General features: G+C 66.9%; 26 protein-coding genes. 17 read left to right on the forward strand and 9 right to left on the reverse strand.

Features of this window, described 5'->3' with window-relative positions; all coding sequences use genetic code 11:
* Window positions 1–3: 3 nt before the first annotated feature.
* Window positions 4–807 (reverse strand): DUF3348 domain-containing protein, encoded by an 804-nt coding sequence (locus tag AC3WMU_RS04130; RefSeq protein WP_035212947.1) that lies wholly within the window; start codon window positions 805–807, stop codon window positions 4–6.
* Window positions 808–1,014: 207 nt separating this feature from the next.
* Here AC3WMU_RS04130 and AC3WMU_RS04135 point away from each other — a divergent pair, with 207 nt between their 5' ends.
* From AC3WMU_RS04135 to AC3WMU_RS04145, 3 genes are read left to right on the forward strand one after another with little or no spacing between them, the layout of a single operon-like run.
* Window positions 1,015–2,244: a helix-turn-helix domain-containing protein gene (locus AC3WMU_RS04135; protein WP_492281882.1), complete on the forward strand. Its 1,230-nt coding sequence runs from the start codon at window positions 1,015–1,017 to the stop codon at window positions 2,242–2,244.
* A gap of 31 nt (window positions 2,245–2,275) precedes the next feature.
* Window positions 2,276–2,908 carry a Vgb family protein gene (locus AC3WMU_RS04140; RefSeq protein WP_492281883.1) on the forward strand — a complete coding sequence of 211 codons (633 nt, stop codon included), beginning with the start codon at window positions 2,276–2,278 and terminating at the stop codon, window positions 2,906–2,908.
* A gap of 45 nt (window positions 2,909–2,953) precedes the next feature.
* Window positions 2,954–3,325 (forward strand): hypothetical protein, encoded by a 372-nt coding sequence (locus AC3WMU_RS04145; protein WP_492281884.1) that lies wholly within the window; start codon window positions 2,954–2,956, stop codon window positions 3,323–3,325.
* A 94-nt stretch (window positions 3,326–3,419) separates the two neighbouring features.
* Here the strand turns inward: AC3WMU_RS04145 and AC3WMU_RS04150 are convergent, their stop codons facing one another.
* Complete coding sequence (locus tag AC3WMU_RS04150) at window positions 3,420–5,144, reverse strand: NAD(P)H dependent flavin oxidoreductase family protein (protein WP_492281885.1); 1,725 nt, start codon at window positions 5,142–5,144, stop codon at window positions 3,420–3,422.
* A 118-nt stretch (window positions 5,145–5,262) separates the two neighbouring features.
* Here AC3WMU_RS04150 and pdxR point away from each other — a divergent pair, with 118 nt between their 5' ends.
* From pdxR to AC3WMU_RS04180, 6 genes are all read left to right on the forward strand, one after another.
* Window positions 5,263–6,729: a MocR-like pyridoxine biosynthesis transcription factor PdxR gene (gene pdxR / locus AC3WMU_RS04155; RefSeq protein ID WP_006224335.1), complete on the forward strand. Its 1,467-nt coding sequence runs from the start codon at window positions 5,263–5,265 to the stop codon at window positions 6,727–6,729.
* 192 nt (window positions 6,730–6,921) lie between these two features.
* A complete protein-coding gene (locus AC3WMU_RS04160; protein WP_006224336.1) occupies window positions 6,922–8,046 on the forward strand; it encodes a TRAP transporter substrate-binding protein in 1,125 nt (374 codons plus the stop codon).
* A 96-nt stretch (window positions 8,047–8,142) separates the two neighbouring features.
* Window positions 8,143–8,766 (forward strand): TRAP transporter small permease subunit, encoded by a 624-nt coding sequence (locus AC3WMU_RS04165; protein ID WP_006224337.1) that lies wholly within the window; start codon window positions 8,143–8,145, stop codon window positions 8,764–8,766.
* Window positions 8,766–10,730: a TRAP transporter large permease gene (locus AC3WMU_RS04170; protein WP_492281886.1), complete on the forward strand. Its 1,965-nt coding sequence runs from the start codon at window positions 8,766–8,768 to the stop codon at window positions 10,728–10,730. The genes AC3WMU_RS04165 and AC3WMU_RS04170 overlap by 1 nt, the downstream gene beginning before the upstream one ends.
* Window positions 10,731–10,782: 52 nt before the next feature.
* A complete protein-coding gene (gene proP, locus AC3WMU_RS04175) occupies window positions 10,783–12,315 on the forward strand; it encodes a glycine betaine/L-proline transporter ProP (RefSeq protein WP_035212948.1) in 1,533 nt (510 codons plus the stop codon).
* A gap of 59 nt (window positions 12,316–12,374) precedes the next feature.
* Window positions 12,375–12,869 carry a hypothetical protein gene (locus AC3WMU_RS04180; RefSeq protein ID WP_006224340.1) on the forward strand — a complete coding sequence of 165 codons (495 nt, stop codon included), beginning with the start codon at window positions 12,375–12,377 and terminating at the stop codon, window positions 12,867–12,869.
* An 18-nt stretch (window positions 12,870–12,887) separates the two neighbouring features.
* Here AC3WMU_RS04180 and AC3WMU_RS04185 read toward each other — a convergent pair whose 3' ends face one another.
* Window positions 12,888–14,162, reverse strand: a complete 1,275-nt coding sequence (locus AC3WMU_RS04185; RefSeq protein WP_492281887.1) for a hypothetical protein — start codon at window positions 14,160–14,162, stop codon at window positions 12,888–12,890.
* 7 nt (window positions 14,163–14,169) lie between these two features.
* On the reverse strand, window positions 14,170–14,667 hold the full coding sequence (locus AC3WMU_RS04190) for a DUF6882 domain-containing protein (RefSeq protein ID WP_006224342.1): 498 nt from the start codon (window positions 14,665–14,667) through the stop codon (window positions 14,170–14,172).
* A 144-nt stretch (window positions 14,668–14,811) separates the two neighbouring features.
* Here AC3WMU_RS04190 and AC3WMU_RS04195 point away from each other — a divergent pair, with 144 nt between their 5' ends.
* The gene (locus AC3WMU_RS04195; RefSeq protein WP_492281888.1) at window positions 14,812–15,351 is read left to right on the forward strand and encodes a MarR family winged helix-turn-helix transcriptional regulator; all 540 of its coding nucleotides are present in this window, start codon (window positions 14,812–14,814) and stop codon (window positions 15,349–15,351) included.
* Window positions 15,348–16,133: a HEAT repeat domain-containing protein gene (locus AC3WMU_RS04200; RefSeq protein ID WP_492281889.1), complete on the forward strand. Its 786-nt coding sequence runs from the start codon at window positions 15,348–15,350 to the stop codon at window positions 16,131–16,133. Before AC3WMU_RS04195 ends, AC3WMU_RS04200 begins: the two co-directional genes overlap by 4 nt.
* An 11-nt stretch (window positions 16,134–16,144) precedes the next feature.
* Here AC3WMU_RS04200 and AC3WMU_RS04205 read toward each other — a convergent pair whose 3' ends face one another.
* The gene (locus AC3WMU_RS04205) at window positions 16,145–16,894 is read right to left on the reverse strand and encodes an SDR family oxidoreductase (protein ID WP_088587181.1); all 750 of its coding nucleotides are present in this window, start codon (window positions 16,892–16,894) and stop codon (window positions 16,145–16,147) included.
* 103 nt (window positions 16,895–16,997) lie between these two features.
* On the opposite strand from AC3WMU_RS04205, the gene AC3WMU_RS04210 reads away from it, so the two are divergent.
* Complete coding sequence (locus AC3WMU_RS04210; RefSeq protein WP_492281890.1) at window positions 16,998–17,915, forward strand: LysR substrate-binding domain-containing protein; 918 nt, start codon at window positions 16,998–17,000, stop codon at window positions 17,913–17,915.
* 48 nt (window positions 17,916–17,963) lie between these two features.
* Here the strand turns inward: AC3WMU_RS04210 and gstA are convergent, their stop codons facing one another.
* Complete coding sequence (gene gstA / locus AC3WMU_RS04215) at window positions 17,964–18,578, reverse strand: glutathione transferase GstA (protein WP_280026024.1); 615 nt, start codon at window positions 18,576–18,578, stop codon at window positions 17,964–17,966.
* Window positions 18,579–18,676: 98 nt separating this feature from the next.
* On the opposite strand from gstA, the gene AC3WMU_RS04220 reads away from it, so the two are divergent.
* From AC3WMU_RS04220 to AC3WMU_RS04230, 3 genes are all read left to right on the forward strand, one after another.
* Window positions 18,677–19,555, forward strand: a complete 879-nt coding sequence (locus tag AC3WMU_RS04220; RefSeq protein WP_492281891.1) for a LysR family transcriptional regulator — start codon at window positions 18,677–18,679, stop codon at window positions 19,553–19,555.
* A 94-nt stretch (window positions 19,556–19,649) separates the two neighbouring features.
* Window positions 19,650–20,078 (forward strand): GNAT family N-acetyltransferase, encoded by a 429-nt coding sequence (locus AC3WMU_RS04225; protein ID WP_492281892.1) that lies wholly within the window; start codon window positions 19,650–19,652, stop codon window positions 20,076–20,078.
* 66 nt (window positions 20,079–20,144) lie between these two features.
* A complete protein-coding gene (locus AC3WMU_RS04230; RefSeq protein WP_006224351.1) occupies window positions 20,145–20,939 on the forward strand; it encodes a DUF169 domain-containing protein in 795 nt (264 codons plus the stop codon).
* On the opposite strand, the gene AC3WMU_RS04235 is transcribed toward AC3WMU_RS04230, so the two are convergent.
* Complete coding sequence (locus AC3WMU_RS04235) at window positions 20,936–21,841, reverse strand: LysR family transcriptional regulator (protein WP_492281893.1); 906 nt, start codon at window positions 21,839–21,841, stop codon at window positions 20,936–20,938. The genes AC3WMU_RS04230 and AC3WMU_RS04235 overlap by 4 nt on opposite strands.
* A gap of 106 nt (window positions 21,842–21,947) precedes the next feature.
* Between AC3WMU_RS04235 and AC3WMU_RS04240 the strand changes: the two genes are divergently transcribed.
* The gene (locus AC3WMU_RS04240) at window positions 21,948–23,126 is read left to right on the forward strand and encodes an MFS transporter (protein ID WP_006224353.1); all 1,179 of its coding nucleotides are present in this window, start codon (window positions 21,948–21,950) and stop codon (window positions 23,124–23,126) included.
* A gap of 98 nt (window positions 23,127–23,224) precedes the next feature.
* Window positions 23,225–23,893 (forward strand): HAD family hydrolase, encoded by a 669-nt coding sequence (locus AC3WMU_RS04245; protein ID WP_006224354.1) that lies wholly within the window; start codon window positions 23,225–23,227, stop codon window positions 23,891–23,893.
* On the opposite strand, the gene AC3WMU_RS04250 is transcribed toward AC3WMU_RS04245, so the two are convergent.
* Entirely contained in the window at window positions 23,894–24,853 is a 960-nt protein-coding gene (locus AC3WMU_RS04250; RefSeq protein ID WP_454677112.1) for a DMT family transporter, read from the reverse strand. It abuts the gene before it with no gap.
* Window positions 24,854–24,932: 79 nt separating this feature from the next.
* Window positions 24,933–25,802, reverse strand: coding sequence for an AraC family transcriptional regulator (locus AC3WMU_RS04255; protein WP_006224356.1), 870 nt, complete (start codon window positions 25,800–25,802; stop codon window positions 24,933–24,935).
* Window positions 25,803–25,815 lie beyond the last annotated feature (13 nt).

Here is a 25,815-nt window from a genome sequence, read left to right on the forward strand (position 1 = left end):
CGGTTAGCTGGCGCGAAGGGCGGCAAGCAGCCCTTCGACCGGTTGTAAACGAACATCCAATTCGGCGAGCAGGACGCTCCGCATATCCTTGCGGAACACGTCCAGCCATGCGCCGGGTGTTATCGACACGGGCGCCGGTTCAGGCGCCGTGGCGCCTTCTGCCTCGGCGCCCGCGCCGTCTTCAGTTTGCGTATCGGCGCTGGCCTCGGCCAATGCTGCCGCTTCGGCCAGGCGCAGGCGGTCGAAATGCCCGCCAAGCAGCTTGGGGATCACGCCGAGCAGGGCGCGTTCCTTCGGCAGCAGCGCCCGGTCCATGATGGCGTCCACCACTGCCAGACGCGTCATTTCGCCGTTCTTGGCCGCGACCATTCCGCGCAGACGACTGCGCAGATTGCCCACGCTGGTCTCCATCGTGTGCTGCAACGACTGATACCGTTGCCGGAAATTCGAGTAATCCGCTTCGGCTTCCGCGACGGCCGCCGGCTTCTTCGCCGGCGCTTGCCCCGGAATAGGCCGTTTGGCGGCGGTCGCCGCCGTGTCGCTGGCGATGGCATCCGCCAGCGTGGTCCGGACGCGCATGCACTCGCGTTCCTCGGCGCTGCTGAACGTCCGCGCGCCGGGGGCAATCACCGGCGGGCTGGTGTTCAAGGCCGCGGATAGCGCGATCGCGTCCGTCCAGCCAAGCCACTGGCTCAGATGGTCGGAAAGCGATTGCCTGGATTCCGGAACGTCGACATCCGTCAGGCGAGTCAGCAAGCGAATGAGCGTCGGGCCGCTTAAACCTGTGCGCTGTGGGGCTTGCAACATACCACCAGAGTCAAAAAGGGGGGAGTTTACACGCTGGCGAGGCGGGAAAGGCGGCGCCGGAGGGGGCTTTCGGCGTAAAACGGGGACGTATAACTGCCAGGGTGCAACAGTGTGACGGCGCAGGCGGGTTGCTGGCACGGGTGCCCACGGGTGGTAGATTAGTTTCCAGGCCCGGGCCAGCAGGAGCGATAGCGTGGCGGCACCTCCATGGATATTCTGATTTCAAGCGCGTCGCGCGCGTTGGCGGCGGGCGATCCGCTGGGCGCGCTGAACCACGTCGCCCTGCGCGACGATGCGCCGGCGCTGGCGTTGCGCGGGATCGCGATGGCGCAACTGGGCGACTTCGTGCGGTCCAAAGCGCTGCTGCGCCGCGCGGCCAAGGCATTCGGCGCGACGGACGCCGTTGCCCGCGCCCGTTGCGTGGTGGCCGAGGCCGAGGTCGCGCTGGCCTCGCGGGATCTGGCGTGGCCGGAAAAGTCGCTGGCCGCCGCCCGGGCCGCGCTGGCCGCGCACGGGGACGTGGTCAATGCCGCCCATGCGGCGCATCTGCAGGCGCGCAGGCAATTGCTGACCGGCCGGCTGGAAGAGGCGGGGCACACGCTGGCCGCCGTGGACGCTGCGGGGCTGTCCGCCGCGTCGCGCGCGATCCATGAACTGATCCGGGGCGGCATCGCGTTGCGCCAGGTGCAGGCGTCGGCGGCCAACGCGGCGCTGGCCCGCGCTGCACAAGCCGCCGGCCGGGCGGGCATCCCGGCCTTGCTGGCGGAAGTGGACCATGCGTTCTCCGCGTTGAGCGCGCCGGCCGGCCGCCGGGTCGGGCAGGGCGAATCGCGGGACATGACGTTGGGCGAGGTGGAAGCACTGCTGGCGTCCAAGGCACTCGTCGTCGACGCCTGCCGCAATGTATTGCGGCGCGAGGGCCGGGCGGTGCCGCTGGCCAGCCGCCCCGTCCTGTTCACGCTGGCGCGGCTGCTGGCCGAGGCCTGGCCGCAGGACGTATCGCGTGAACTGCTGATCGCCCAGGCTTTTCGGACCGGCTTCCAGGACGACTCCCATCGTGTGCGCTTGCGCGTGGAGATCGGGCGCTTGCGCGCGGCGATGCGTCCGTTGGCCGGCGTCAGCGCGACGAAGCACGGCTTTGCGCTGAAGCCGGAGGGGGCGCCGGAGGTGGTGGTGCTTGCCCGCCCCCTGGAGGCGGCCGACCGGGATCAAGCCGCGGTGCTGGCCTGCCTGGCCGATGGCCAGGCGTGGTCCAGTTCCGCGTTGGCGCTGGCGCTGGGCGCCAGCCAGCGCACCATGCAGCGGGCGCTGGATGCGCTGGCGGCGGCCGGGCAGGCGCAGCCGTTGGGGCACGGGCGCGCGCGCCGGTGGATGACGCCGCCGGTGCCGGGTTTCACGACAAGCTTGTTACTCCCGGCATTGCTGCCCGGTGGGTAGCATGACTTCTCCACCTAAACAGGATGCGATCATGAAACGAACCCAAGCCAAAATCCTCCGTGAATACGGGCCGTTCCCCGGCGTCGACAACGTGCATGGCGTCACGTTCGATGGCCAACAGGTCTGGTTCGCGACAGGTGAGCAACTCGTCGCGCTGGATCCCGGTAGCGGCGAAACCCCGCGCGCGCTGAACGTCGCGGCCAGCGCCGGCACGGCCTTTGACGGCAAGTATTTCTATCAGATCGCCGACGGGCGCATCCAAAAGGTGGATCCGAAGAACGGCCGCGTGCTGTCGACGATTCCAGCGCCCGGCGGCGGTGGAGATTCCGGCATGGCGTGGGCCGAAGGCTCGCTATGGGTCGGCCAGTATCAGCAACGCAAGATCCATCAGGTGGACCCCGAGACCGGCCGCGTGTTGCGCACCATCGATTCCGACCGCCATGTCACCGGCGTCACGTGGGTGGACGGCCAGCTTTGGCACGGCACCTGGGAGAACGACGCCAGCGAGCTGCGGCGCCTGGAACCCGCAACTGGCGACGTGCTGGAAAGCGTCGAGATGCCCGAAGGTGTCGGGGTGTCGGGCCTGGAGTCGGATGGCGCGGATCGCTTCTACTGCGGCGGGGGCAATAGCGGCAAGGTCAGGGCGGTGCGGCGCCCCGGGTAGAATCAGTCGTGGGGCTTGGCCCCTGGACTTCACTCTGGGAAACGCATGAAGCTTGCTTCGCTAGGTATTTTGGGAATGGCCGCGGTCGGCTTCGCGGCGCACGCCGAGCCGCTCGTCGTCCCGACTCCGGAGCAGGCGCATGCCGCCGTGGTCACATTGCTGGGCGACGATCTGCCCGGCATGAAACAGTCGCAGCTGGCCATCGGCACCTGCCTGCCCGCGCCCAACCCGTCGCACAAAGGGCGGGTCTCTTGCACCACCATGCTGCTGATGCCGGCGGGCACCTCTGAGGCGCCGATGGACTTCTATCAGGATGGCGGCAAGTGGGTGGCCTCTCCGCCGACCAACCTGGAATTGCCATTTCCCGATCCCAAGCTGGCGAACCAGCATTGGGTGCCGGGGACAGGCAAGCCGTAGACGGCCGAAGCCGCTTCATGCTTGTGCTGCCCCCGGCTCCAGCGCTGGGTCGGCCGAACGCGTATGGCCACGTGCGCCCATCTTGCCCAGGCGTTCAGGCGGTGAGGGGGGGCAGCGTAAGGGGGCGCAGCAGCACGTCCTCGTAGAACGCACCGATGGGTGAGGCCAGGTCGCGGACCTGGATCTCCAGCACCCAGATGCCGTCGCCGGGAATGAAGTCGGCGTTCGCCAGCCGGTGCTTGCCGTACAGCGCATGCGGAAAATCCGATACCCGGTGCCCCGCGATATCGTGCACCAGCGCGCAGCCGTATTCGTGGGCGTAGACATCGGCCAGGTCATACAGGGCTTGCCCGGTCAGGCCGTCCAGCCACGCCAGGCGCGCGCGCTGGAAGACGTCGCGGGCCGCTTGGGCGCAGCGCTGCTGGTCTGCGTCGGCGCCAGTCACGAAGGTGTCGCCGTAGTCGCCTTCGTAACCGTCCCAGACCGGGCCGATATCGACGACGAAGATATCGTTTTCGCCCAGCGTGCGGCTCCGGTCGGTGGGTTGCACTGCGGGGGATTGCGAATCGGGGCCGAAGCGGATGTAGGTGGGATGCCAATTGTGGGACGCGCCCATGCGCTGCAAATGCTGGTCGGCCAGCGCGATGGCCTCGCCCGTGGTGATGCCGGGCGTCATCAGCGCGGCGATCTCGCGTACCGCGTCCATCGACCGCCGGCGCGCATCCAGGATGCCGTCCAGCGTGAAGCGTTCGCTGACGCGTTCCCAGGGATGCGGCGGCCGGCCGGCGGAGGCCCCCACCGGCCCCGTGCTGCCGGAAGGCAGAAACGCTTCGGACTGGAAGCGTCCTTCCGGCAAGCCCATTTCGCGCAAGCGTGCCTGCGCCGCGCGAACCATGGCGCCATTGCCGCAGGCGTAGACCATCGTGCGCGACCAATCGTGGCCCGCTTCGGCTGCCACGTCCTGCACATAGCGCGTGTGGGTCCCGTCGTCGGAAACGTCGCCCGACACGACTGGATGCCACCGGAAGACACCGTCCTTGCCTTGCAATGCGTTCAGCAGGCCGCTGGCGTAGCAATCCTCCGGCGTCCGGCCGCCCCAGTAGAGCGTCACGCGTTGCATGCTGCGGCTGTCGAGGGCCGCCATCAGGATGGGGAACACGCCGGCAAAGCCCGTGCCCGTGGCCAGCAGCACCAGATGGTCGATGCCGTCGGGGCGGGTGGCCGGCCACACGCAAGCGCCGTGCGGCCCGTCCAGCGTCACCGTGTCGCCCGGCGTCAGCGCGGGCAACAGCTGGTTGGTGAACGTGCCGGCGGGCGTGCGGCGAATGTGGAACGCCAGCCGTTGCGGGCCGCCGGCCGTGGGGAGGCTCGCAATCGAAAAGCAGCGATGGCTGCCATCGTCCAACAGCCAGCGTACATGTTGGCCGGGCTGGTAGTCGAAGGATGCGTCGCCTGGGACTTCGATGATCAGTTCGGTCACATCCATCGTCAACGGACGTCGCGAGACCACGCTTGCGCGCACGGGCTGCGGCGCCTTGGCTGGCGCGGTCCAGTGTGGAAAGCGCAGCGTCAGGTCGCTGGCCGCGCGGCACTGGCACATCAGCAATTCATCGTCGGCAGGCACATAGGAACGCTCGGTCGGCGGCACGATGCGCTCGTAGCGCCCCGCCAGCACCTGCGCCCGGCACGAGCCGCACTCTCCGCGCTGACAGGAAAACGGGACGGGCGTGCCATCGGCCAGCGCGGCATCCAGGATAGAAACCTGGCCGTCCGTCGCGAACGCGCCGGCGGGCAGGGTGATGGTGTAGGACGAGGTCATGGCAGGTTCCGGGTGACTGATGGCAGAGGGCTTCCAGACCACAATTTATCGATAGAATGGCTTATCAAATAGAGCCATATTTCTAATAATGAACAAGCCACTTTCAAGCCGGAAGAAATTGGAATCCAGCCTGGACTTGCCCCTGGAGTCGCCCCGTGACGGGGAATCCAAGCAAACCTGGGTCTATCGGCAGATTCAGGAGCGGATCCTGAAGGGGGCGCTGGCTTCCGGCGTACGCCTGCCGTCCACGCGCAGCCTGTCGCAACGCTGGCACGTGTCGCGCTCGACGGTCGAGGCCGCCTACGACCAATTGCGGGGCGAAGGGTATACGGCGGGCGCGGTCGGGTCGGGCACCTACGTGTCGGCCGTCATCCCGGACAATTTCTTTCATCGGGGCCTGCCAGGCGCAGGCGGCCCCGACACGAGGCCGGCGCGGCCTGCGGGCGCCTCAGCCGCCCCGCCCGCGCCCCGGCTCGAACCGCTGTTCGCCGCCCGGACCGCCGACGCGTCGCTGTTCCCCATGGCAACCTGGCGCAAGGGGCTGATGGCCAGCGCGCAGCGCGTCACGCCCGGCCAGTTGGCCAACGAAGAATCCCAAGGCTGGCTGCCGTTGCGCGAACAGATCGCGCACTATCTGGGCGCCGCCCGCGGCATTTCGTGCGACGCCGATCAGGTCGTCATCCTGACCGGCATCCGCGACGGGCTGGACCTGAGCGCCCGCATCCTGCTTACCCGGCAAGACAAGGTGCTGGTGGAAGACCCGGGCTATCTGAACGCCATGCCGCTGTTCAGCCAGTTCACGCCCCGCGTCGTGCCGATCGCCATCGACGAACACGGTTTTTCCGTGGCGCGCGCCCGCCGGCAACGCGGCGTGAAGCTGGTGCACGTGACCCCTGCGCACCAGTCGCCCACCGGCGTCACGATGCCGGTCTCGCGTCGCCTGGAACTGCTGGCGTGGGCCGAACAGGCGGATTGCTGGATCATCGAAGACGACTACGACAGCGAATTCAACTACGACAGCGCGCCCTTGGCGGCGTTGAAAAGCCTGGACACCGCAGACCGCGTCATCCATTGCGGCAGCTTCAACAAGACGATGTTCAATGCGCTGCGGATTGGCTACGCGGTCGTGCCGAAGCGATGGGTCGCCGCATTCGCCCGGGCGCGCCATACGACGGGAAGATCCAACAGCATGATCGAGCAGATGACGCTGGCGGGCTTTCTTGCAGACGGCAGCTTTGCCCGCCATGTCCGCAAGGCCCGCGCGGTGTATGCCCAGCGGCGCGATCTGGTGTTGCGCCTGCTGGCGCAGGCGGCGGGCGGCAAGGCGCTACGGACCAGCGGCGAGCATGCCGGCTTCCATCTGCTGTGGTGGCTGCCTGCCGATGTGGATGCGGCAGCGTTGCAGGATGCGGCCCGGGCGCGGGGCGTGGCGTTGCAGCCCGTGTCGGACTACTGCCGGCGCGCGGCCTTGCCTGCGGGCCTGGTGATCGGCTACAGCGGGCTGGACGAGCAGGAACTTGTCCGGCAGGGGGCGTTGCTGCGCGACTTGCTGGCGGGCGCGCCCGCCCATATCCGAAAGGATTAATCCGAAAGTCTAGGGTAATTCCTGACAACAAGCTGATTGTCAGGTGTTAGTCAGGAAGGTTTAATCAGCACAAAGTTGCAAAGCGGTCGCAGTCCCGGCACCGGGAAGCTCGCAGCAGGCGTTTCTCTCGTGTCCATGCAGGTGCAGTCACTACAAGCTGGTCCGTGTAGTCCACCAAGGAGACAACAAGCCATGCAACAACCCACGAAACCCCGCCGCAAGTTCATTTCCGGCGCTGCCGTCGCGGGCGCCGCCGCACTGGGATTCCCCGCCGTCGCCCGGGCGCAGAACGCACCCATTTCCTTAAGGTTCCAAAGCACCTGGCCCGCCACGGACATCTTCCACGAGTTCGCGCGCGACTATGCGCAGAAGGTCAACGACATGGCCGGTGGCCAGTTGAAGATCGAGGTGCTGCCCGCCGGGGCGGTCGTGAAGGCGTTCGACTTGTTGGACGCGGTGTCGGCAGGCACGCTGGACGGCGGCCACGGGGTCGTGGCCTATTGGTACGGGAAGAACACGGCCGTGGCGCTGTGGGGATCGGGGCCGTCTTTCGGCATGGACGCCAACATGCTGCTGGCCTGGCACGAATACGGCGGCGGCAAGGAATTGCTGGTGGAAATCCAGAAGGCGATGGGCGTGAACGTGGTGTCGCTGATGTACGGGCCGATGCCGACCCAGCCTTTCGGCTGGTTCAAGCGGCCGGTGACCAAGGTCGAGGACGTCAAGGGCGTGAAGTTCCGCACGGTGGGGCTCGCCATCGACATGTACACGGCGATGGGGGCGGCGGTTAACGCCTTGCCCGGCGGCGAGATCGTGCCGGCGCTGGACCGCGGCCTGCTGGACGGGGCCGAGTTCAACAACGCGTCGTCGGACCTGGCACTGGGCTTTCAGGACGTCTCCAAGATCTGCATGCTGCAGAGCTTTCACCAAAGCGCCGAGCAGTTCGAAGTGCTGTTCAACAAGGGCAAGTACGACTCCCTGCCGCCGCACTTGAAGCACGTTTTGAGCAATGCCGCCCAGGCCTGCAGCGCGGACATGTCCTGGAAGGCGGCGAACCGCTATTCGCAGGACTACATCAAGCTGCAGAAGGACCACAACGTCAAGTTCTACAAGACGCCTGACGCGATCCTGCAGGCGCAGTTGAAGATCTGGGACGAGATGATCGCCAAGCGGTCGGCCGAGAACCCCTTGTTCAAGAAGGTGCTGGACTCGCAGCGGGTATTCGCCGAGCGGGTGGGGCGCTGGCACGGGGACGTGTCGGTGAATTACCGCATGGCCTACAACCACTACTTCTCGCGCGGCACCAAGCCGGCCTGACGCAGGTCTGCCTTGCCGCCTGCTTGCTGCCCCCGAGGGGCCAGGCGGGCGGCGCGTGCGCGCGAAGGGCGCCATGCGTCTCGTCCTGGATGTCCGATGATCCGACTCATACGCTTGATTGACCGCATCTCCACCTTCGTCGGGCAGACGTTTGCCTGGCTGATCGTCGTGCTGGCCCTGCACGTGTGCTGGGAGGTGGCGGCGCGCTATCTGCTGAACCGGCCCAGCGCCTGGGCGTTCGACATGCAGATGATGTATTACGGCATCCTCTTCATGATGGCGGGGGCCTACACACTGGCCAAGAACGGGCACGTGCGCGGCGACATCCTGTACGGCTTCCTGCCGCCGCGGGTACAGGCCGGGCTGGACCTGGTTCTCTTCATCGTGTTCTTTTTCCCGGGCGTGATCGCGCTGGTGTGGGCCGGCTGGTATTACGCCGGCTACTCCATCGCTATCGGCGAGCACTCGTCGCTGATGGCCGACGGGCCGCCCATCTATCCCTTCAAGGCCTTCATTCCGGTGGCGGGCGCCGTCCTGCTGCTGCAGGGCGTGGCCGAGGTGCTGCGTTGCGTGCTGTGCCTGCGGCGCGGCGCCTGGCCATCGCGCGAAGAGGACGTCGAGGAAGTGGACGTCGACAAGCTGAAGAAGATGGTGCACGTGAAGGACGAAGACATCGCCCAACTGGACCGCTACGTGACCACGCCCAAGGAGCCCCGCTGATGAAAATCCACAAGGCGTTGTGGTTCGGGCTGTCCTGCATCGGGATCGTGCTGCTGATGATCGCGTTCCTGACCCCGTGGGGCGAGCTCACCACGGGGCACATCGGCCTCTTGATGCTGGCGCTGATCGTGGTGGCGATCATGCTGGGGTTTCCCACGGCGTTCACGCTGATGGGCATGGGCGTGTTGTTCACCTTCCTGGCGTACTACATGCAGAGCGCGGACGCGGGGCGTTCCATCGGGCAGACGCTGGACCTGATGGTGCAGCGCACGTACGCCACGATGACCAACGATTCCCTGATCTCGATCCCGTTGTTCGTGTTCATGGGCTATCTGGTCGAGCGGGCCAACCTGATCGAAAAGCTGTTCCGTTCCATGCACTTGGCGCTGGCGCGCCTGCCCGGCGCGCTGGCGGTAGCCACGCTGGCCACCTGCGCGATCTTCGCCACGGCGACCGGCATCGTCGGCGCGGTGGTGACGTTGATGGGGCTGCTGGCAATGCCCGCGATGCTGAAGGCGGGCTACAGCGTGCGGCTGACGGCCGGCGCCATCACGGCGGGCGGTTGCCTGGGCATCCTGCTGCCGCCGTCGGTGATGCTGATCGTGTACGGCGCGACGACCGGGGTGTCGGTGGTGCAGCTGTACGCGGGCGCATTGTTTCCTGGGATCATGCTGGCGGTGTTGTACATGCTGTACGTGATCCTGGTGGCCAAGCTGCGTCCGGACATGGCGCCGCCGCTGCCGGTGAACGAGCGCGGCGTGCCGCTGCCGCCCGAGACCCGGGCGCTCGCCGCTACGGGATACACGCGCGCCGTTTCGGGCATGGTGGCCGCCATGTTCAAGGGCCGCCGCAACCGCGACGTGCCGTTCGGCTTCCTGCTGCGCAACATGGCGACGGCGCTGGCGCCGCTGGCCTTGACGCTGCTGCTGGTGGCGGTGGTGCACCATGGGGTCACGCGGCCCCAGGTCGTCTACGACATCCCGGCAGAACTGCAACTGGGATCAGGCGGCTTTGATTCCGGCTCTGGCTTGAGCGAGCCCGACGTGGGCGGCCTGGCGGAACCGCCGTCGGGCGAATTGGCCGAGCCTCCGTCTTCGGATGCGGGAAGCTCCAGCTTGGCCGAGCCGCCCGGCACGCCTGCTGCGTCGGGCGGGGCTCAAACCCCAGCGGCAGAGCCCGTCGCGCCCGACGGGGCGGCGGCGCAGTCCGTTCCCGCACCGAAAGGTTTCTGGATCTTCGTCGCCGTGTGCGCCGCGTTGCTGGTGGTGTTCTACGCGGCGCTGACGTGGGCGAGGCTGGAAATCTTCAAGATGCTGATGTCGTCGTTCTTCCCGCTGGCCGTCATGATCGCGGCAGTGCTGGGGTCGATCGCATTCGGCCTGGCCACGCCCAGCGAGGCCGCGGCCATGGGGGCAATGGGCGGCGCCTTGCTGGCGCTGGCGTACCGGCGGCTGAACCTGCCGGTGCTGCGCGAATCCGTGTTCCTGACCGCCAAGACGAGCGCGATGGTGTGCTGGCTGTTCGTGGGCTCGTCGATCTTTTCCGCGGCGTTCGCGTTGCTGGGCGGCCAGCGCATCATCGAGGACTGGGTGCTGTCGCTGGGCTTGACGCCCATCCAGTTTCTGCTGCTGGCGCAGGTCATCATCTTTCTCTTGGGCTGGCCGTTGGAGTGGACCGAGATCATCGTGATCTTCATGCCCATCTTCGTGCCGCTTCTGAATGCCTTCGGCATCGACCCGCTGTTCTTCGGCCTGCTGGTGGCGCTGAACCTGCAGACCGCTTTCCTGTCGCCGCCCGTGGCCATGTCCGCGTTCTACCTGAAGGGCGTGTCGCCGCCGCATGTGACGCTGAACCAGATTTTCCTGGGCATGATGCCGTTCATGGGAATCCAGGTGGTGGCGATCTTCCTGCTGTACATGTTCCCGGGGATCGGGATGTGGCTGCCGACGGTGCTGTACCGGTAGGGGAGTATGCTGTCGTCAGCACCATCCTGGACGCACTACGGGAAGCTGACACATGACCTCTACACCCTCTTCATCGCAGCAGGCACGGCCCTTGGAGATCGGTGACATCACCGTCATCGACAACTCCAAGCTGAAGAAGGCCGTGACGGCCGCGGCGCTGGGCAACGCCATGGAATGGTTCGACTTCGGCGTATATGGCTTTGTCGCCTTCGCCTTGGGCAAAGTCTTCTTCCCCGATGCATCGCCGGCGGTCCAGACGATCGCGGCGCTGGGTACCTTCTCGGTGCCTTTTCTGGTCCGGCCGCTGGGCGGCGTGTTCTTCGGTGTGATGGGTGACCGCTTCGGCCGGCAGAAAGTCCTGTCGCTGACCATCATCATCATGGCGATCAGCACCTTTTGCATCGGGCTGATCCCCTCGTATGAATCCATCGGCATCTGGGCGCCGATCCTGCTGCTGATGTGCAAGCTGGCGCAGGGCTTCTCGGTGGGGGGCGAGTACACCGGGGCGGCGATCTTCGTGGCCGAGTACGCGCCCGACCGGCAGCGGGGTTTCCTGGGCAGCTGGCTGGATTTCGGGTCGATCGCGGGATTCGTACTGGGCGCCGGGCTGGTGGTGCTGCTGCAGACGATCCTGCTTGAGCAGACCTTCCTGGACTGGGGCTGGCGCCTGCCGTTCTTCCTGGCGGGGCCGCTGGGCTTGCTGGGCCTGTATCTGCGCCACGCCGCCGAAGAGACGCCCGCGTTCACGCAACAGCTTGAAAAGATGGAGAAAGAGGATCAGGACGCCGTGCAGGAGCGGCCCACGGTGTCGTTCCGCGAGATCTTCTCCAAATACCGCAAGGCGCTGCTGATCTGCATCGGCATGGTCCTGGTGACGAACATCACCTACTACATGCTGCTGACCTTCATGCCCACTTACCTGACGAGCAGTCTGGGGTATTCCGAAGAGCACGGGGTGCTGATCATCATCGTGGTCATGATCGGCATGCTGTTCGTGCAGCCGGTCGTCGGTTTCGCCAGCGACAAGGTGGGCCGCAAGCCCTTTCTGCTGGCGGGCAGCCTGGGCCTGCTGGTGCTGGCGGTGCCGGCCTTCAAATTCGTGGGTAGCGACAATACCGGGCTGATCTTCCTGGGCCTGCTGTTCATCGCGGTGCTGCTCAATTGCCTGACGGGCGTCATGGCCTCGACGCTGCCTGCGCTCTTTCCGACGCGGATCCGCTATAGCGCGCTGGCCAGTTCATTCAACATCGCCATCATCATCGCCGGCCTGACGCCGACGCTTGCTGCGTGGCTGGTCGAGGAAACCGGCAATCTGATGATGCCCGCCTACTACCTGATCGTGGCGGCCACCATCGGGCTGATTACCTCGTTCTTCCTGCCTGAAACGGCAAACCGGCCGCTACGGGGCGACACGCCGAATGCATCCAGCAAGCGAGAAGCCAAGGTGCTGCTGCAGGAAGCGTACGAAACGATCGAGCAAAGCGTGCAGGACGTCGAGACCGAGATCGCGGAGCTGGAAGAAAAACTGGAGGCCTTGCGGCAGCGCCGCCAACGGCTTGCGGACCGTCATCCTTCCCTGGAATAATCAGCCGGCCCCGGGTTCCGGGGCCATGCCTATCCCGCAACCTGTCATAGAGACGACCGATGATCGCCAACATCCAGAACAAACCGAAATGGCTGTTTTCGCAATTGGGGCAGTTGGTCATCGGCGTGGGCCTGCTGGCGCTGGTCTTCAATTATGCCTATCGGTTCACGGTGGACCGGAACATCAATTCGACGGTCTTTCATGTGTCGACGGTGGTGCTGGGGCTGATCGCCTTTCTGATCATCCGCCGCGACTATGTCTTCGTGAACCGTTATGCCTTCAACGACAACGAGATCTCGGTCCACACCTTGCTGGGCGTCAAGAAAAGCTATGCCACGTCAGAGTACGAGTTCGTGCCGTCGCTGCATAAGGCCGTGAACCTGCCCGAACAGCGCGCCGCGTTGTCGTTCTACGTGCGCAACGCCAAGACCAAGAAGAATGTCCGGAATTATTCCTGGACCGGCTTCGCGCCCGAGGATTTCCAGGCCGTTTCCCGGATGTACGGCTATCGCGGCGAGACGGACTTCAGCCAGAAGGATTTCGGCAAGCGTTGAGCGTGCCGGCCATCTTGGCTATTCGGTGACCAGATACGCCTGGCCCCCGGGCGCCAGGTAGGGTGTCAGATCCTTGAAGGGCACTGTCGCGTGTGTACCCAGGCAGACGCCCATCGCATGGCCGATGCCGGAAATCGACAGGGTCAGCACGCCCGGCGATTCCGTGCCCAAGGCCAGATAGCTGGGCCATAGGTCCGAGCAGCCATCCAGTGAATCGTCTTGCGCGTCGCCCTTGGTGTTGGCCTTGGCGGCGGCCAGCGGCGCGCGCGCTTTTTCCATCAGCGCCAGCAGCGCGGGGCTTTCCTTGCGCCAGCCGTTCTCGCCAGGGACGTAGGCGTCGAGCACGCGGTTCCAGTCCAGGTATTCGCCCCGCAGCAGATCGAAAGTGTAGGGCTCGAAATGGTTGTCGGGGTGGGCGCCGCCACAGTACAGGCTGCCTGACTCCGTCACAGTCATCAGCGCCTTGGACAGCCATTGAACGGTGATGGCTTCTTCGTCGTAGCTGCCCAGCGTGCCGGCGGCGGGGTTGCCGTCGGTGTAGGCCGACGCCATGCAGGCCAGCGCCGCCAGGTTCATCTGCCAGTGCCGCTGTTCCAGCAAGGCGTTGACGCGTTTGACGACTTGCGGGTCCGGGTGCCGGCTGAGCCGCGGGTAGCTGAATTGCGTGCGGGGGTCGCGCCACATGCGATAGGCGACGGGGCCGTTGCCGCTGTCCTGGCCGACGGGCACGGCATGGCCGGCCAGCTTCAAGGTTTCATAGGGGGCGGTTTCGGCATTGATGCCGACGTTCACGTCGATGCCGCTACCCACGCCGCCGCTGATTGCATTGGTGACGGCCTGCACGCTGCCTGGCGCCGATACCTCGGGATCGTATTCGGCTACGCGGCGCAAGGTAAAGCTGCGCGGCTTACCGGTGCGCGCGTCGATCCATTGCCCCGTGTAGCCGTCGGCGTCGCGCCTGCCTTGCCAGGTGGCGGCGGCAATGGTCGCCAACTCGTCCGTTTCCGGATCCTTGCCGGCGTCGACAAGCGCCTGGACGGTCTTCGGTTCGACCAGCGCCTGCGCCGTGCCTTTCAACGGAATGTCCACGCCATGCTTGGGATAGAAGTAGCGGCCGGTCAGCACGCCGTTTTCCGCCGGCCGGCTGTCCAGTTCCATCACCACGTCGCCCGCGCCCTGCAGCGTGCCTGTGTACACGGTGCGCGGGGCCGCTTGGGCCAGGTTGCCGGCTTGCGCCAGAAGCGCCAGCGCGACGGCGCCAAGCGTCGAACGGGGCAGGCGGAAGGGGATCATGAGGTGATCAGTTTTCGGATTGGCCCGATGCGGCCGACAGGCTCACTTGCCCGAACGTCATCCACACATACGCGGTTTCGGATGCTTGGGCCCGATAGGTGCCGGTGGCTTCGCCCAGGCGCATGGCCACGGCCGTGAACTCCCAGGCCAGCGCGTCGTCGCACTGGACCTTGCGGTGGGTGTAGGCGGGAAGGCCGTGCGCGCGTCCGAAGGCCAGCGCCAGTTGCGCGTGTTCGGACAGTTCGGCGGGCACGGAGGGGTGATCCCATCCCCACAGGAAGCTGCCGTCGGCGCTGTTGGACGTGCCGACGATCTGCACGGGTGCCGTCGCGGTGATGCCGCCGGGCAATTGGAAGACGATGCTGGCGCTGTCCATGTCCACCGACCATTGCTCGGCTTCGTCCAGATGCCACGTGGCGCAATGCGCGCTGGTGGCGGCCTGCATGCCCTCCAGGCTCTGGGCGATGAAGGCTTGGACGTCGAAGGGCTGGGTGGTGTCGGACATGCTGGGTGGTTCCGTGAATGGGAAGTCGGAATGATAGGGCAGATCAGGCCAGGCTTCGGCCAACAATCTAAGCACGGGCAGTTTGCATGCAAGTGATTAGGCGCCTTACTATATGCCCTTGAATCGAAGAACAGGAAGACACCCATGTCCCACGCTGTACGCATGCCGCCCATGCTCGAACCGAAACACCATGCGTTGCTGGACGAGGCAGCGCGCCGCGGGTTGGCCTCGGCCGACGACATCGGCCTGTGTTTTCAGTTGCTATCGCTGGCCAACGCCATCGACCGCGATTGCGCGGCACGGCTGGCGCCGCAGCAGTTGTCGGAAGGCAAGTTCGTGCTGTTGTTCCTGTTGCACGATCAGGCGGATGGCCTGTCTGCGCATCAGCTTGCGGACGGGGCAGGCGTGACGCGCGCGACCATCACCGGCCTGCTCGATGGACTGGAGCGCGACGGATTCGTGCTGCGCGTACCCGGCCAGCTGGATCGGCGCAGGGTCATGGTGACGTTGACAGCCAAGGGTAAGTCGGTGGCGGCGACGCTGTTCAAGGAACACACGGACTGGATCGGTTCCCTGTTCGGGGGCTTGGCCGCTTCGGACAAGGCTCGGTTAAGCGACCTGCTGGCGCGCGTCTGGGTTGGAACCGACACCGGCCGCGCCGCCTTGCGCAAGGAGCCGCAATGACCCGGACCGCATCGCCTGCCACCAAAGCCTCGGGCCGCGGCGTCAAGGACATCAGCGCCACCCGACTGGCACAGTTGAACGCGGGCGCGCCCGCCTCGACCCTGACCGAATGCCTGGCGGTGGATTTCGCGGCATTGATGCAGGCGGTCGCGCCGGAAATCGGCGCCGAAGCCATCGCGCAGATGCGCGCGGAAGCCGCCATCGGCATTTCCAAGCGCATGGCGGTGGCGGCACGGATCCTGGGCGACTACCTCGGTCCGCAGGCCGATGCGCAATTCAGGACCCACGAATCCGACACCGTGCGCGGCTGGGCCTGCTTCCTGGTTGGCGCATCGCCGGACGTGTCCTTGCAAGCCCGCCTGGACCGTATCCGCCCCTTGGCGGACGACGCCCATTTCGGCGTGCGCGAATGGGCGTGGCTGGCGCTGCGCCCGCGCCTGGCCGACGACGTGGAAGCGTCAGTACAGGCGCTACGGCCGTGGACCCAGGACCCGTCCGAGCGTGTGCGCCGTTTCGCTAGCGAATCCCTGCGTCCGCGCGGGGTCTGGTGCGCCCACATCGCGGCGCTGAAGTCGGACCCGGCCATCGCGCTGCCGCTGTTGGAGCCGCTACGCGCCGACCCGGCGGCCTATGTGCAGGATTCGGTGGCGAACTGGCTGAACGATGCCAGCAAGGACCAGCCTGCATGGGTGCGCGCCGTGTGTGCGCGGTGGCTGGCCGGCAAGCCCGCCGCCGCGACCGAGCGCATCTGCAAGCGCGCGTTGCGTTCGATCGGGGCGTAGCGGCATCGATGTCAGAGCTGGCTCATCCCGCCGTCCACGATGATCTCGGTGCCAACGATGAAGGCGGACTCCGGCGCGGCCAGGTGCAGCACGGTGGACGCCAGTTCCTGGGGCGTGCCGAAGCGGCCCAGCGGAATCTGCGCCTGGATGCCGGCTGCGGTCTTTTCCAGGGCTTCGGCGTCCAGGCCCAGCTTGCCGTAGATGGGGGTAGAGATCGGGCCCGGGCTCACCACGTTCACGCGGATGCCGCGCGGCAACAGTTCGGCCGATAGCGTCTTGGCCAAGGAAATCAGGGCGGCCTTGCTGGCGGCGTAGATGGACGACGCCGGCATGCCGATGTGGGCGTTGATCGACCCGTTCAGCACGATGGAGGCGCCGGGGTTCAATAACGGGTCCAAGGCCTGCAGCTGGAAGAACACGCCTTTGATGTTGGTATTGAAGGTCTGGTCCCAAAGGTCTTCGGTGGCGTCTGCCAGCGTGGCGAATTTGGCGATGCCGGCGTTGACGAAGACCGCGTCCAGCCGGATGCCGGCCGTTTGCAGCGCGTCGGCCAGGGCGGCTGCCGCGCCGGGCGCGCCTGCGGTGTTCTGGATGGCCACGGCGCGTGCGCCCAGCGTGGCGCGGGTGGTTTCCAGGGCGGCGGCATCGCGCCCCGTGACGATGACGCGGGCGCCTTCGGCCGCGAAGGCTTGCGCGGCCGCCAGGCCGATGCCGCTGGTGCCGCCGGTGACCAGGACGGTCTTCTGTTCAAAACGGTTCATGGTGATCTCCTTGGGAGTCGTTCGATAAGGTGTAGCCATAGTGCGCCGGGCCGGGCGCTTTGTCGTACGATCTTCCGGACGAACACGTTCGAAGGAATCGCACATGTTGACGGTGAATGAACTGGCGCTGCTGGAAGCCATCCGCGACAGCGGCAGCCTGTCGCGGGCGGCGGTGAAGCTGGGCCGCGCGCCGTCTTCGGTGTCGCACGCGGCCCGGCAACTGGAAGAACGGTTCGATGCGCTGCTGTTCGACCGCCGCCGCTACCGGCTGCAATTGACGCCGGCGGGCCAGTTGCTGGCCGATGAGGCCGCTCGGCTGATGCTGGACGTCTCGCGCCTGACGCAACGCGTCAAGCAGGTGGCCAGCGGCTGGGAGGACCGGCTGCACATCGTCAGCGACGAGATCCTGGAATTCGAACTGATGTCGCCCTTGATTCAGGCGTTCGACCGTCTGGACTCGGGCGTGACGCTCCGGTTTACGCACGAAGTCCTGGGTGGCACGTGGGAAGCGCTGCGCGAAGGCCGGGCCGATCTGATCGTGGGGGCGACGAACGAACCCCAGTCTATGCCGAATCTGCAGTGGGCGGCACTGGGCGAAATGGAGTGGGTGTTTGCGGTATCGCGCCGCCATCCGCTCGCCAAAAGCAAAGCCCCCTTGCGCCAGGACCAGATCCAGCAGCATCGGGCCGTGGTCGTGGCGGATACGGCTCGCGGCGCGTCGGCTCGTGCCTATGGACGGGTGGGTGGCCAGGCGGTGCTAGCGGTGCCCAGCATGCGCGCCAAGATCCTGGCGCAGCGCGACGGCCTGGGCGTGGGCTGGGTGCCGCGCCACCGGGTGGCCTCTCTGCTGGAACGCGGCGAACTCGTGGAAAAGGCAACCGAGACGCCGCGCGAGCCGAACCTGCTGTATCTGGCATGGCGCGGCGGGCATGAGGGCAGGGCGCTGCAATGGTGGCTGGATGCGCTGCGCCAACCCAAGATGGCGCTAGCCCTGATGCGGGGGATCGACGCTTTCGGTTGAGGGGCCAGTTGATCCGTCGCCCATCGGTGAGTGGCCGATGCGCCCGCGTTACGTACCGCTGGTAGCGCCTTCGGCGGCCAGCGCCGCCAGCACGCTGGGCCGTTGCGCGATGCGGGCCATATAGGCCGCAAGGGCGGGCCAGCGCGCCAGGTCGATGTCGAAGAAGACCGCCCAGCGCAGTACCGTGTACAGGTAAGCGTCGGCCACGCCGAAGCGGTCTTCGACCAGATACCGACGCACCTCCAACTCGCGCGCTGTGTAGTCCAGGCGCTTTTCCAGCCGCGCTTGCCACCAGCGGCGTGCCGCAGCCGGCAGGTCGCGGTTGAACAACGGGCCGAAACCGCCATGGATTTCGGTGCTGATGAAGTTCAGCCATTCCTGCAACCGGCTGCGCGCCCACGTGCCGTTGGGCGGCGCCAGGCCGGCCTCGGGCTTCAGGTCGGCCAGATACTGGACGATGGCCGGGCCTTCGGTCAGCACCTGCCCGTCGCCGCATTCAAGCGCGGCGACATACCCCTTGGGATTGATTGCCAGGAAGTCGCTGCCATCGGCGCTGCGCTTTGTCCGGTTGTCCACGCGTACTAGCGTGAAAGGCAGGTCCAGTTCGCGCAGCACGATGTGCGGCGACAGGGAACACGTGTCGGGTGCGTAATACAGCTTCATGGGTGAGTCCTGGATTCAACGAGACGCCCAGATTGAGGCTGCGCAAGGCATGCGTAAAATTACTTTTTCATAAATGTGCCATAAGTAGAACTGATTCCATGATGAATCTGATGCATTGGCGGCTGGTGTTGGCGGTGGTGGACGCCGGCAACATCACGCACGCTGCCGCGCAGGTGGGCATGACCCAGTCCGGCGCCAGCCAGGCGATCGCGCAGTTGGAAGACACCTTGGGCGCGCCGCTCTTCACGCGGGAACGCCGGCAGACCGTTCCGACGGCGCTGGGGTTGCGCGTGGCGGACGAAGCCCGCGCCATGCTGGGCGCGCTGCATCGCATCCAGGCGCTATCGCGCGAAGCGAGCGGCGCCGCAAGCGGCACGCTGCGGCTGGCCAGTTTCCCGATGGTGTTCTCGACCGTGCTGCCGCCGGTGCTGCGGCGCTTCCGGCAATTGCACCCGGCCATCGAGGTGGTGTCGCTGGAGGCCTCCGACGACGAAGTCGAAACCCTGCTGGCTGCCGGTACCGTGGACGTGGGCGTCGTGCTGAACGCCGCGCCGGGCAGGCAGGTATGCCCGCTGGGGCAAGACGAATGGATGGCCGTGCTGCCCGCCGCGCATCCGCTGGCGCGCGCGGGCAGCGCCATCGACTTGGCAGCGCTGACGGCCCAGCCCTTCGTGCTGGCCACGGGCGGTTGCAGCGTGCATGCGCAGAGCCTGGCGGCGGATGCCGGCCTGGCCATCGCAGACGTGCGGGCTTCGGTCCGCGATTGGAGCAGCGCCTTCGCGCTGGTCCGTGAAGGCCTGGGCGTGACGCTGGTGCCCGCGCTGACTTTGCCGGAAAACCGCCGTGGCCTGCGCGTGTTGCGGCTGGCCTTGCCGCTGTATCGGTCGTTCGGCCTGGCGGCCTCGGCCCAGGCGGCGGACAGCCCGTCGGTGCGGGCGCTGTTCAGCATGTTGCAGCGGGATGACAAGGCGGGGTAGGCAGGGCAGTCGGATCCGGCGCGCTTGTCATGGCGCGGACACGGTGCTGTCATACGCTTTCGCGCTTTCTAGCAGACATCGACAGGAAGTTCCCATGCTGATACGCACTGCCACTTCCGAGGACAGCGCCGCCATCGCGGCACTGCTGACGCAATTGGATTACCCCGGTACCGCGCCCTTCATGCCACAGAAGATCGCGCAACTGACCGTTCACCCCGATGTGCGGCTGCTAGTCGCCGAAGACGACGCGGGTCAGTTGCTGGGCTTCATTGGACTGCACTTCATGATCCAGCTGGCGCTGCCCGGCGATTTCTGCCGCATCACATATTTCTGCGTCAGCGACCAGGCGCGTAGCGCAGGCGTGGGACGGCGGCTGGAAGCGGCGGCCGAGGACGAAGCGCGCGCACGCGGCTGCGACCGCATCGAAGTGCATTGCCATGAACGCAGGACGGATGCGCACAGGTTCTATTACCGGCAGGGGTACGAGGAGTCACCGAAGTATTTGATGAAGCGGGTGTCGTAATCCGTAAAATCCCGCCTAAGACATCCAACGCGGCATCCGCCGCGCACAACAGTCCAAAGGACGGGAATGGAAGAGACAACGCAGGACACGCCCCTTGATTGGGCGTCGCTGGTCGACGACCTGAACAAGCTGCTGCGCTTGAAGACCACGGTCATCGGCATGAAGCTGTTCGAGGACGAGGCCGCCATGGCGGGCGTGAAGGGCTTGCGGCGGCCGCAGGCCACGCATACGACCGACCAGATCGTCGGGATGGCGGCGCGGCTGGGTTGGACGGTGGGTATTACCGGCGACGACCTGGTCGGTTCGCAATGCCGCGCGGTGGTGGGCCTGGGCCCGCAGGACGAAGCCTGGAAAAGCGGCAAGGACTACGTAGGTGTGTGGCATGCGACCGAGGCCGACGCGCGGGCACGCCAGGAGGCGTTGTCCTGTGTGCCCGCGGGCAAATACCGTGGGCTGGTGGTGTCGCCCTTGGCCTCGGGCCGGCTGGACCCGCCCGACATCTGCCTGGTGTATGCGACGCCGGGCCAGATGATCATTCTGATCAATGGCTTGCAGTGGAAGAACTACCGGCGTTTCGATTGGAGCGTGGTGGGCGAGACGGCCTGTGCGGACTCTTGGGGCCGGGCGCTGGCTACCGGCGAACCCAGCTTGTCCTTGCCCTGTTTCGCCGAACGCCGTTATGGCGGCGTGCCTGACGAAGAGATGCTGATGGCGCTGCCGCCGCGTTACCTGCCGGTGGCGATCGCAGGCATGAAGGCGTTGGCCGCCAACGGGTTGCGATATCCGATCGCGCCGTACGGCATCCAGAACGATGTACGCGCAGGCATGGGCGTGAGCTATGCGCAAACGCCCAAGGCCTAGCCGGCGTCGCGCAGGGCGGCCGCCAGCGCGCGTGCCGCGGGCCCCAAAGGCAGGTCGATGCGGTGCGCCAGATAGGTCTCGGTGGCGACCTGGCTGGCGCGGCCCAGGCTGTCCGTGGGCAGGCGCAACAGGCGGCCTTCGGCCAGGTCGCGTTCCACCAGCCACAGCGGCAGACGGCCCCAGCCAACGCCCGCCAGGATCAGCGCATGCTTGGTGTCCTGGCCGCTGACGCGGCACGTCTGCGGCGACAGCACGGCGAAGTCGCGCCCTTCGGTCAGAGTGGACGGGTCCGACTGCACGATCTGCAGGTGGTCGGCCAGTTCGGGCGTGCCCAATGCGGCGTCGGACGGCGAGCGCCGCGCCAGGGGATGGCCGGCGCCGACGACAGCGACCATCTGCACCGAGGACAGCGCCTCTACGGCGATGCGCGGGTGGCGGAAATGTTCGCCGGCGATGATGCCCAGCGTGTGGCTGCCAGTCAGCAGCGCGTCGATCGGGCCGCCCAGCGGCAGCACGGACACGCGGGTGGCGACGGTCGGGTAGGCGGCACGCAAGGCGTTCAGCGCAGTACCGACCGCGGCGATCGGGAACAGCGTATCCACGACTATCGGCAGCTCAAGCTCGACGCCTTCGCCCAGGCCTTGCGCCCGGGCGCGCAGGGCGTCCACGCGCAGCAGGATGTCTCGGGCGTTGGCCAGCAGCGCTTGGCCCTGCGGGGTCATGACGGGCCGGCGGCCGCTGCGGTCGAACAGCGTCACGCCCAGTTGGTCTTCCATGTTGGCGATGGCGTGGCTGACCGCCGACTGCACGCGGGACAGCCGGCGCCCAGCCGCGCGGAAGCTGCCGGTGTCGGCCACGGCGGCGAACACGCGCAGCTGGTCCAGGGTAAGAGCGTCTATCATCTTCCCGCTGATCTATTCAGTCGATCGGTTCCATCAAAAGATTATCACTTATCAAGATCGTTTCCGGCAGGCATGCTGTCGGGATCGCATGGGAAGAGAGGCGGGAATGAACCAGGTTGAAACGCGTTGGGCCGGGGTGCTGGCCATTGTGGGCGCGGGTGTCGTGGCGTCGTTGCAAGTGGGCAAGGTCATCATCGCCGCGCCGCTGCTGCGCCAGGACATGGGGCTGGACCTGGCCTCGATCGGCACGCTGACGGCCGTGTTTTCAATACTGGGCGTGGTCGGCGGGATTGCGGCAGGCGGCGTGATTGCCCGCTTTGGTGCGCGGCGCATGTTGCTGCTGGGACTGGTGGCGACGGCCTTGGGCACGGCCGCAGGCGCCACGGCGCCCGGTTACGGCATTCTGCTGGCGTCGCGCGTGATCGAAGGCCTGGGTTTCCTGATGATCACGGTGGCAGGGCCCGCGGCCCTGCAGCGCATGGTGTCGGGCTCCAACCGGGATTTCGCCTTTGCGCTCTGGAGCTGCTACATGCCCGCCGGCATGGCCATCGCGATGCTGGCGTCGCAGGCGTTTGACCATTGGCAGGCGTACTGGTGGTGCGCGGGCGCGGCGGTCGTGGTCGCGCTGGCCTGCGTGGCGGCGCTGGCGCCGGCCACGCCTGGTAGCGCCAGCCTGTCTTGGGGCGGCTTGCGGCAAGACACGGCCGACACACTGGGGGCGGCGGGGCCCGTACTACTGGCGCTGTCGTTCACGCTGTACAGCCTGATGTTCTTCGCGCTGTTCACCTTCCTGCCGGTGCTGCTGATGGAGCAATTGGGTTTGACCCTGGCGAAGGCCGGCCTCTATAGCGCGATGGCCAGCGCCGCCAACATCATCGGCAACCTGGGCGCGGGCATGCTGCTGGCGCGGGGCTGGCGGCGGTCGACGCTGATTGCCTGCGCCAGCGTGACGATGGGTGTGGTGGCGCTGCTGATCTTCCGCTCGGTCTTGCCGGCGATGCCCACCTTCCTGTTGTGCGTGCTGTTTTCGGCGGTGGGCGGCCTGATTCCCGCCACCTTGCTGGGCACCGCGCCGTTGGTGGCGCCGCGTCCCGCGCTGACGGCGGCGTCGGTAGGCCTGGTCATGCAGGGCAGCAACCTGGGGCAGGTCATCGGCCCGGTCACCGTGGGCGGCGTGATCGACCGCTACGGCTGGGCGTCGGCGTCCTACGTCGTGCTGGCGGCCGGCCTGGGCGGGTTGCTGATCGCGGCTTGCCTGCGTCGGGTGCGCGCGGCGCGCCTGTAGCGTCAAGGCGAGTCGTCCGTCGTATGGCGGTTGGCGGCGCGTCATGAAGCCGGCCTATCATGGAGGTCGATACTGGGTTGATTTTGTTTGGAGCGACCATGCATACGCCTGCCACCCGCCTCGTCATCTTCGATTGCGACGGCGTTCTGATCGATAGCGAAATCATTGCGGCGCGCGCCCAGTCGCGCGCGCTGGCCGAACACGGCATCGCCATCACTCCCGAAGACGCCGCCCGCCGCTTCGCCGGCATCCCCGACGCCGACATGTGGCAGACGCTGCAAGCCGAGAACGCCTGCACCTTGCCCGACGGCTTCGCGCGGCAGTATGCCGACCGCCTGGAAAGCACGTTCCGCCAGGAGCTGCGGGCCTTGCCCCATGTCCACGAGACGCTGGCCACGCTACGCGCGCGGGGGCTGGATGTCTGCGTGGCATCCAGCAGCACGCCGCCGAAACTGGAGGCCGCGTTAAAGCTGGTCGGCCTGTGGGACGCCTTTGCGCCCAACGTGTTTAGCACGGCGCAGGTCGCCAAAGGCAAGCCCGCCCCGGACGTCTTCCTGTTCGCGGCGCGCCAGATGCGCACCGCCATCCTGGACTGCGTGGTGGTGGAAGACAGCGTGCCCGGCGTGCGCGCCGCCCGCGCCGCACGCATGCGGGCGGTGGGTTACGTCGGCGCGTCGCACAACGGGCCGGACCAGCGCCAGCGCTTGCTGGCTGAAGGCGCGTCCGACGTGATCGACGACCTGAGCCAGTTGCCAGGCCTGCTGTAGTCAGACGGCCGCGGGAACGGGTTCGGGCTTGACGCGCACCGCGCGCAGCACGCCGACCACCAGCAGGGCGATGCCCGCCATCGTCAGCGGTTCGGGCATCGAGCCACGCAGGATGAAGGCATAAGCCAGCGCGGCCAGCGTTTCAAACACGATCAGTTGGCCGGCCAGCGCGGTGGGCAGCCGTTGGCTGGCCTCGTTCCAGCACAGCGTGCCCAGCCAGGACGCGAACAGGCCGATGATGATCATCAGGCCCAAGAACACTTCCGGACGGGGCCCCAACGGCATGGCGAAACCGCTGCCCGCGACGGCCATGCCGCCCCACAGCACCGCGTAGCCCGCCAGCGCCAGGGGCAGGGTGGCCACGCCCTGGGCGGTGGCCCAGGTGCTGGGACTGCGATCGGGGTGTGCCCGCAGCCAGTCGGCGTTGCGCAGCGGATACCAGGTCCAGCAAGCGACGGCGGCCAGCGCCAGTACTGCGCCGACCGCGTAGCGGCCCAGGTCCGCGTCGGCGTCCTGGCGCAGTGCGGCAAGCTCCACCTGATTGACGCAGCCGATGCCCAGCGCGATCAGCGCCAGCGACGGCGCCAGGCGCTTCCACGGCAGCTTGCCGTCGCGGCGCGCGCTGCGCAGGTTGGCGCACACGGCGATCACGACGGGCAGCGTGCCGATGATCATGGTGGGGACGGGGCCGCCCGCGCGCTGAATGGCGCTGGCCAGGCACAGGTAGTACAGCAGGTTGCCGATGGCGGCCAGTTTCAGGGCTTCAATCCAGTCGGCACGGGTCAAGAGCCGCAGGCGATGACGGTCCAGCCAGGCAAGCGGCAGCGCAATCAGGCCGAAGGCCAGGTAGCGCGCAACGGATTGGAGTGCGGCCGGGTATTCCGGCAACAGCAGGGGCCCTACGAAGACCAGCCCCCACATCAGGCCGGCGGCCAGGGCATAAAGGGTTCCCGCCCACATACATTGCTCCAGGTAATCAATGCGGGCAGTCTAGCCAGCGGCGGGCAGGCCGGTCTTGTACCAGATTGCGGTGCCCCGGCTAGCCGCGGACCTGCTTCTGGTAGCGGGCGGGCGTGACGCCGTAGCGGCGCGAGAAAGCGCGGGTCAAGTGCGCCTGATCGGTCAGGCCGGCGGCCAGCGCCACCTGGGCGGGCTCGATGCCCGCAGCCAGCAAGCGCTTGGCTTCGAACAGCCGCAAGGCCATCAGCATCTGTTGCGGCGTGGCGTGGTGCTGCGCCTGGAAGCGGCGCAGGAAGTGGAACGGGCTCAGTCCCGCAACCGCCGCAAGTTCGTCCAGCGTCAGCCGACGCGACAGATGGGCGCGCAGGTAATCGATGACGGGCGCAAAGCGCAGCGCGCCTTCGTCCGGCGCGGCGCGGGGCACTTGGGCGTGGCGGCGGAATTCGCCCAGCAACGTGTACAAGGCGCTGTCGAAGGCCAGCGGTTCGCGCGCCTGCCACAGGGTGTCTAGCAGGGCGGTGACGCGCTGCGCGCAAGCGCTGTCGTGGCCGACGGCCGTATCGAACCACCAATCGGATTCCCCGGTGACGCGCGCCACCACGTCCGGGTCGATGTAAGCCATGCGGTAGCGCCAGCCGGTCTCAGTTTCCGCCTGGCCGGTGTGCAGTTCGTCCGGATTCATCAGCACGACCGAACCGGAGGGTGCCAGATGCTCCGCGCCCCGGTAACGGAAACGTTCCACCCCGGATTCGATGGCGCCCAGGCCATAGGCCTCGTGCGTGTGGGGTTCGAAGGCGTGGCGCACGATGTGCGCGCGGTACAGCTCCACGCCCGGCTGGTGCGCCGCATGACGGAATTCGGCACGGTCATTGGGATGGTCGAACGCCGCCGGCACGCCCGTCAGGACGGGCGCGCCCAGCTCGGCAGAGGCGGCGGAATCGGAACGCATGATTGGGATTTAA

Source organism: Achromobacter sp. FW305-C-13 (assembly GCF_058783475.1).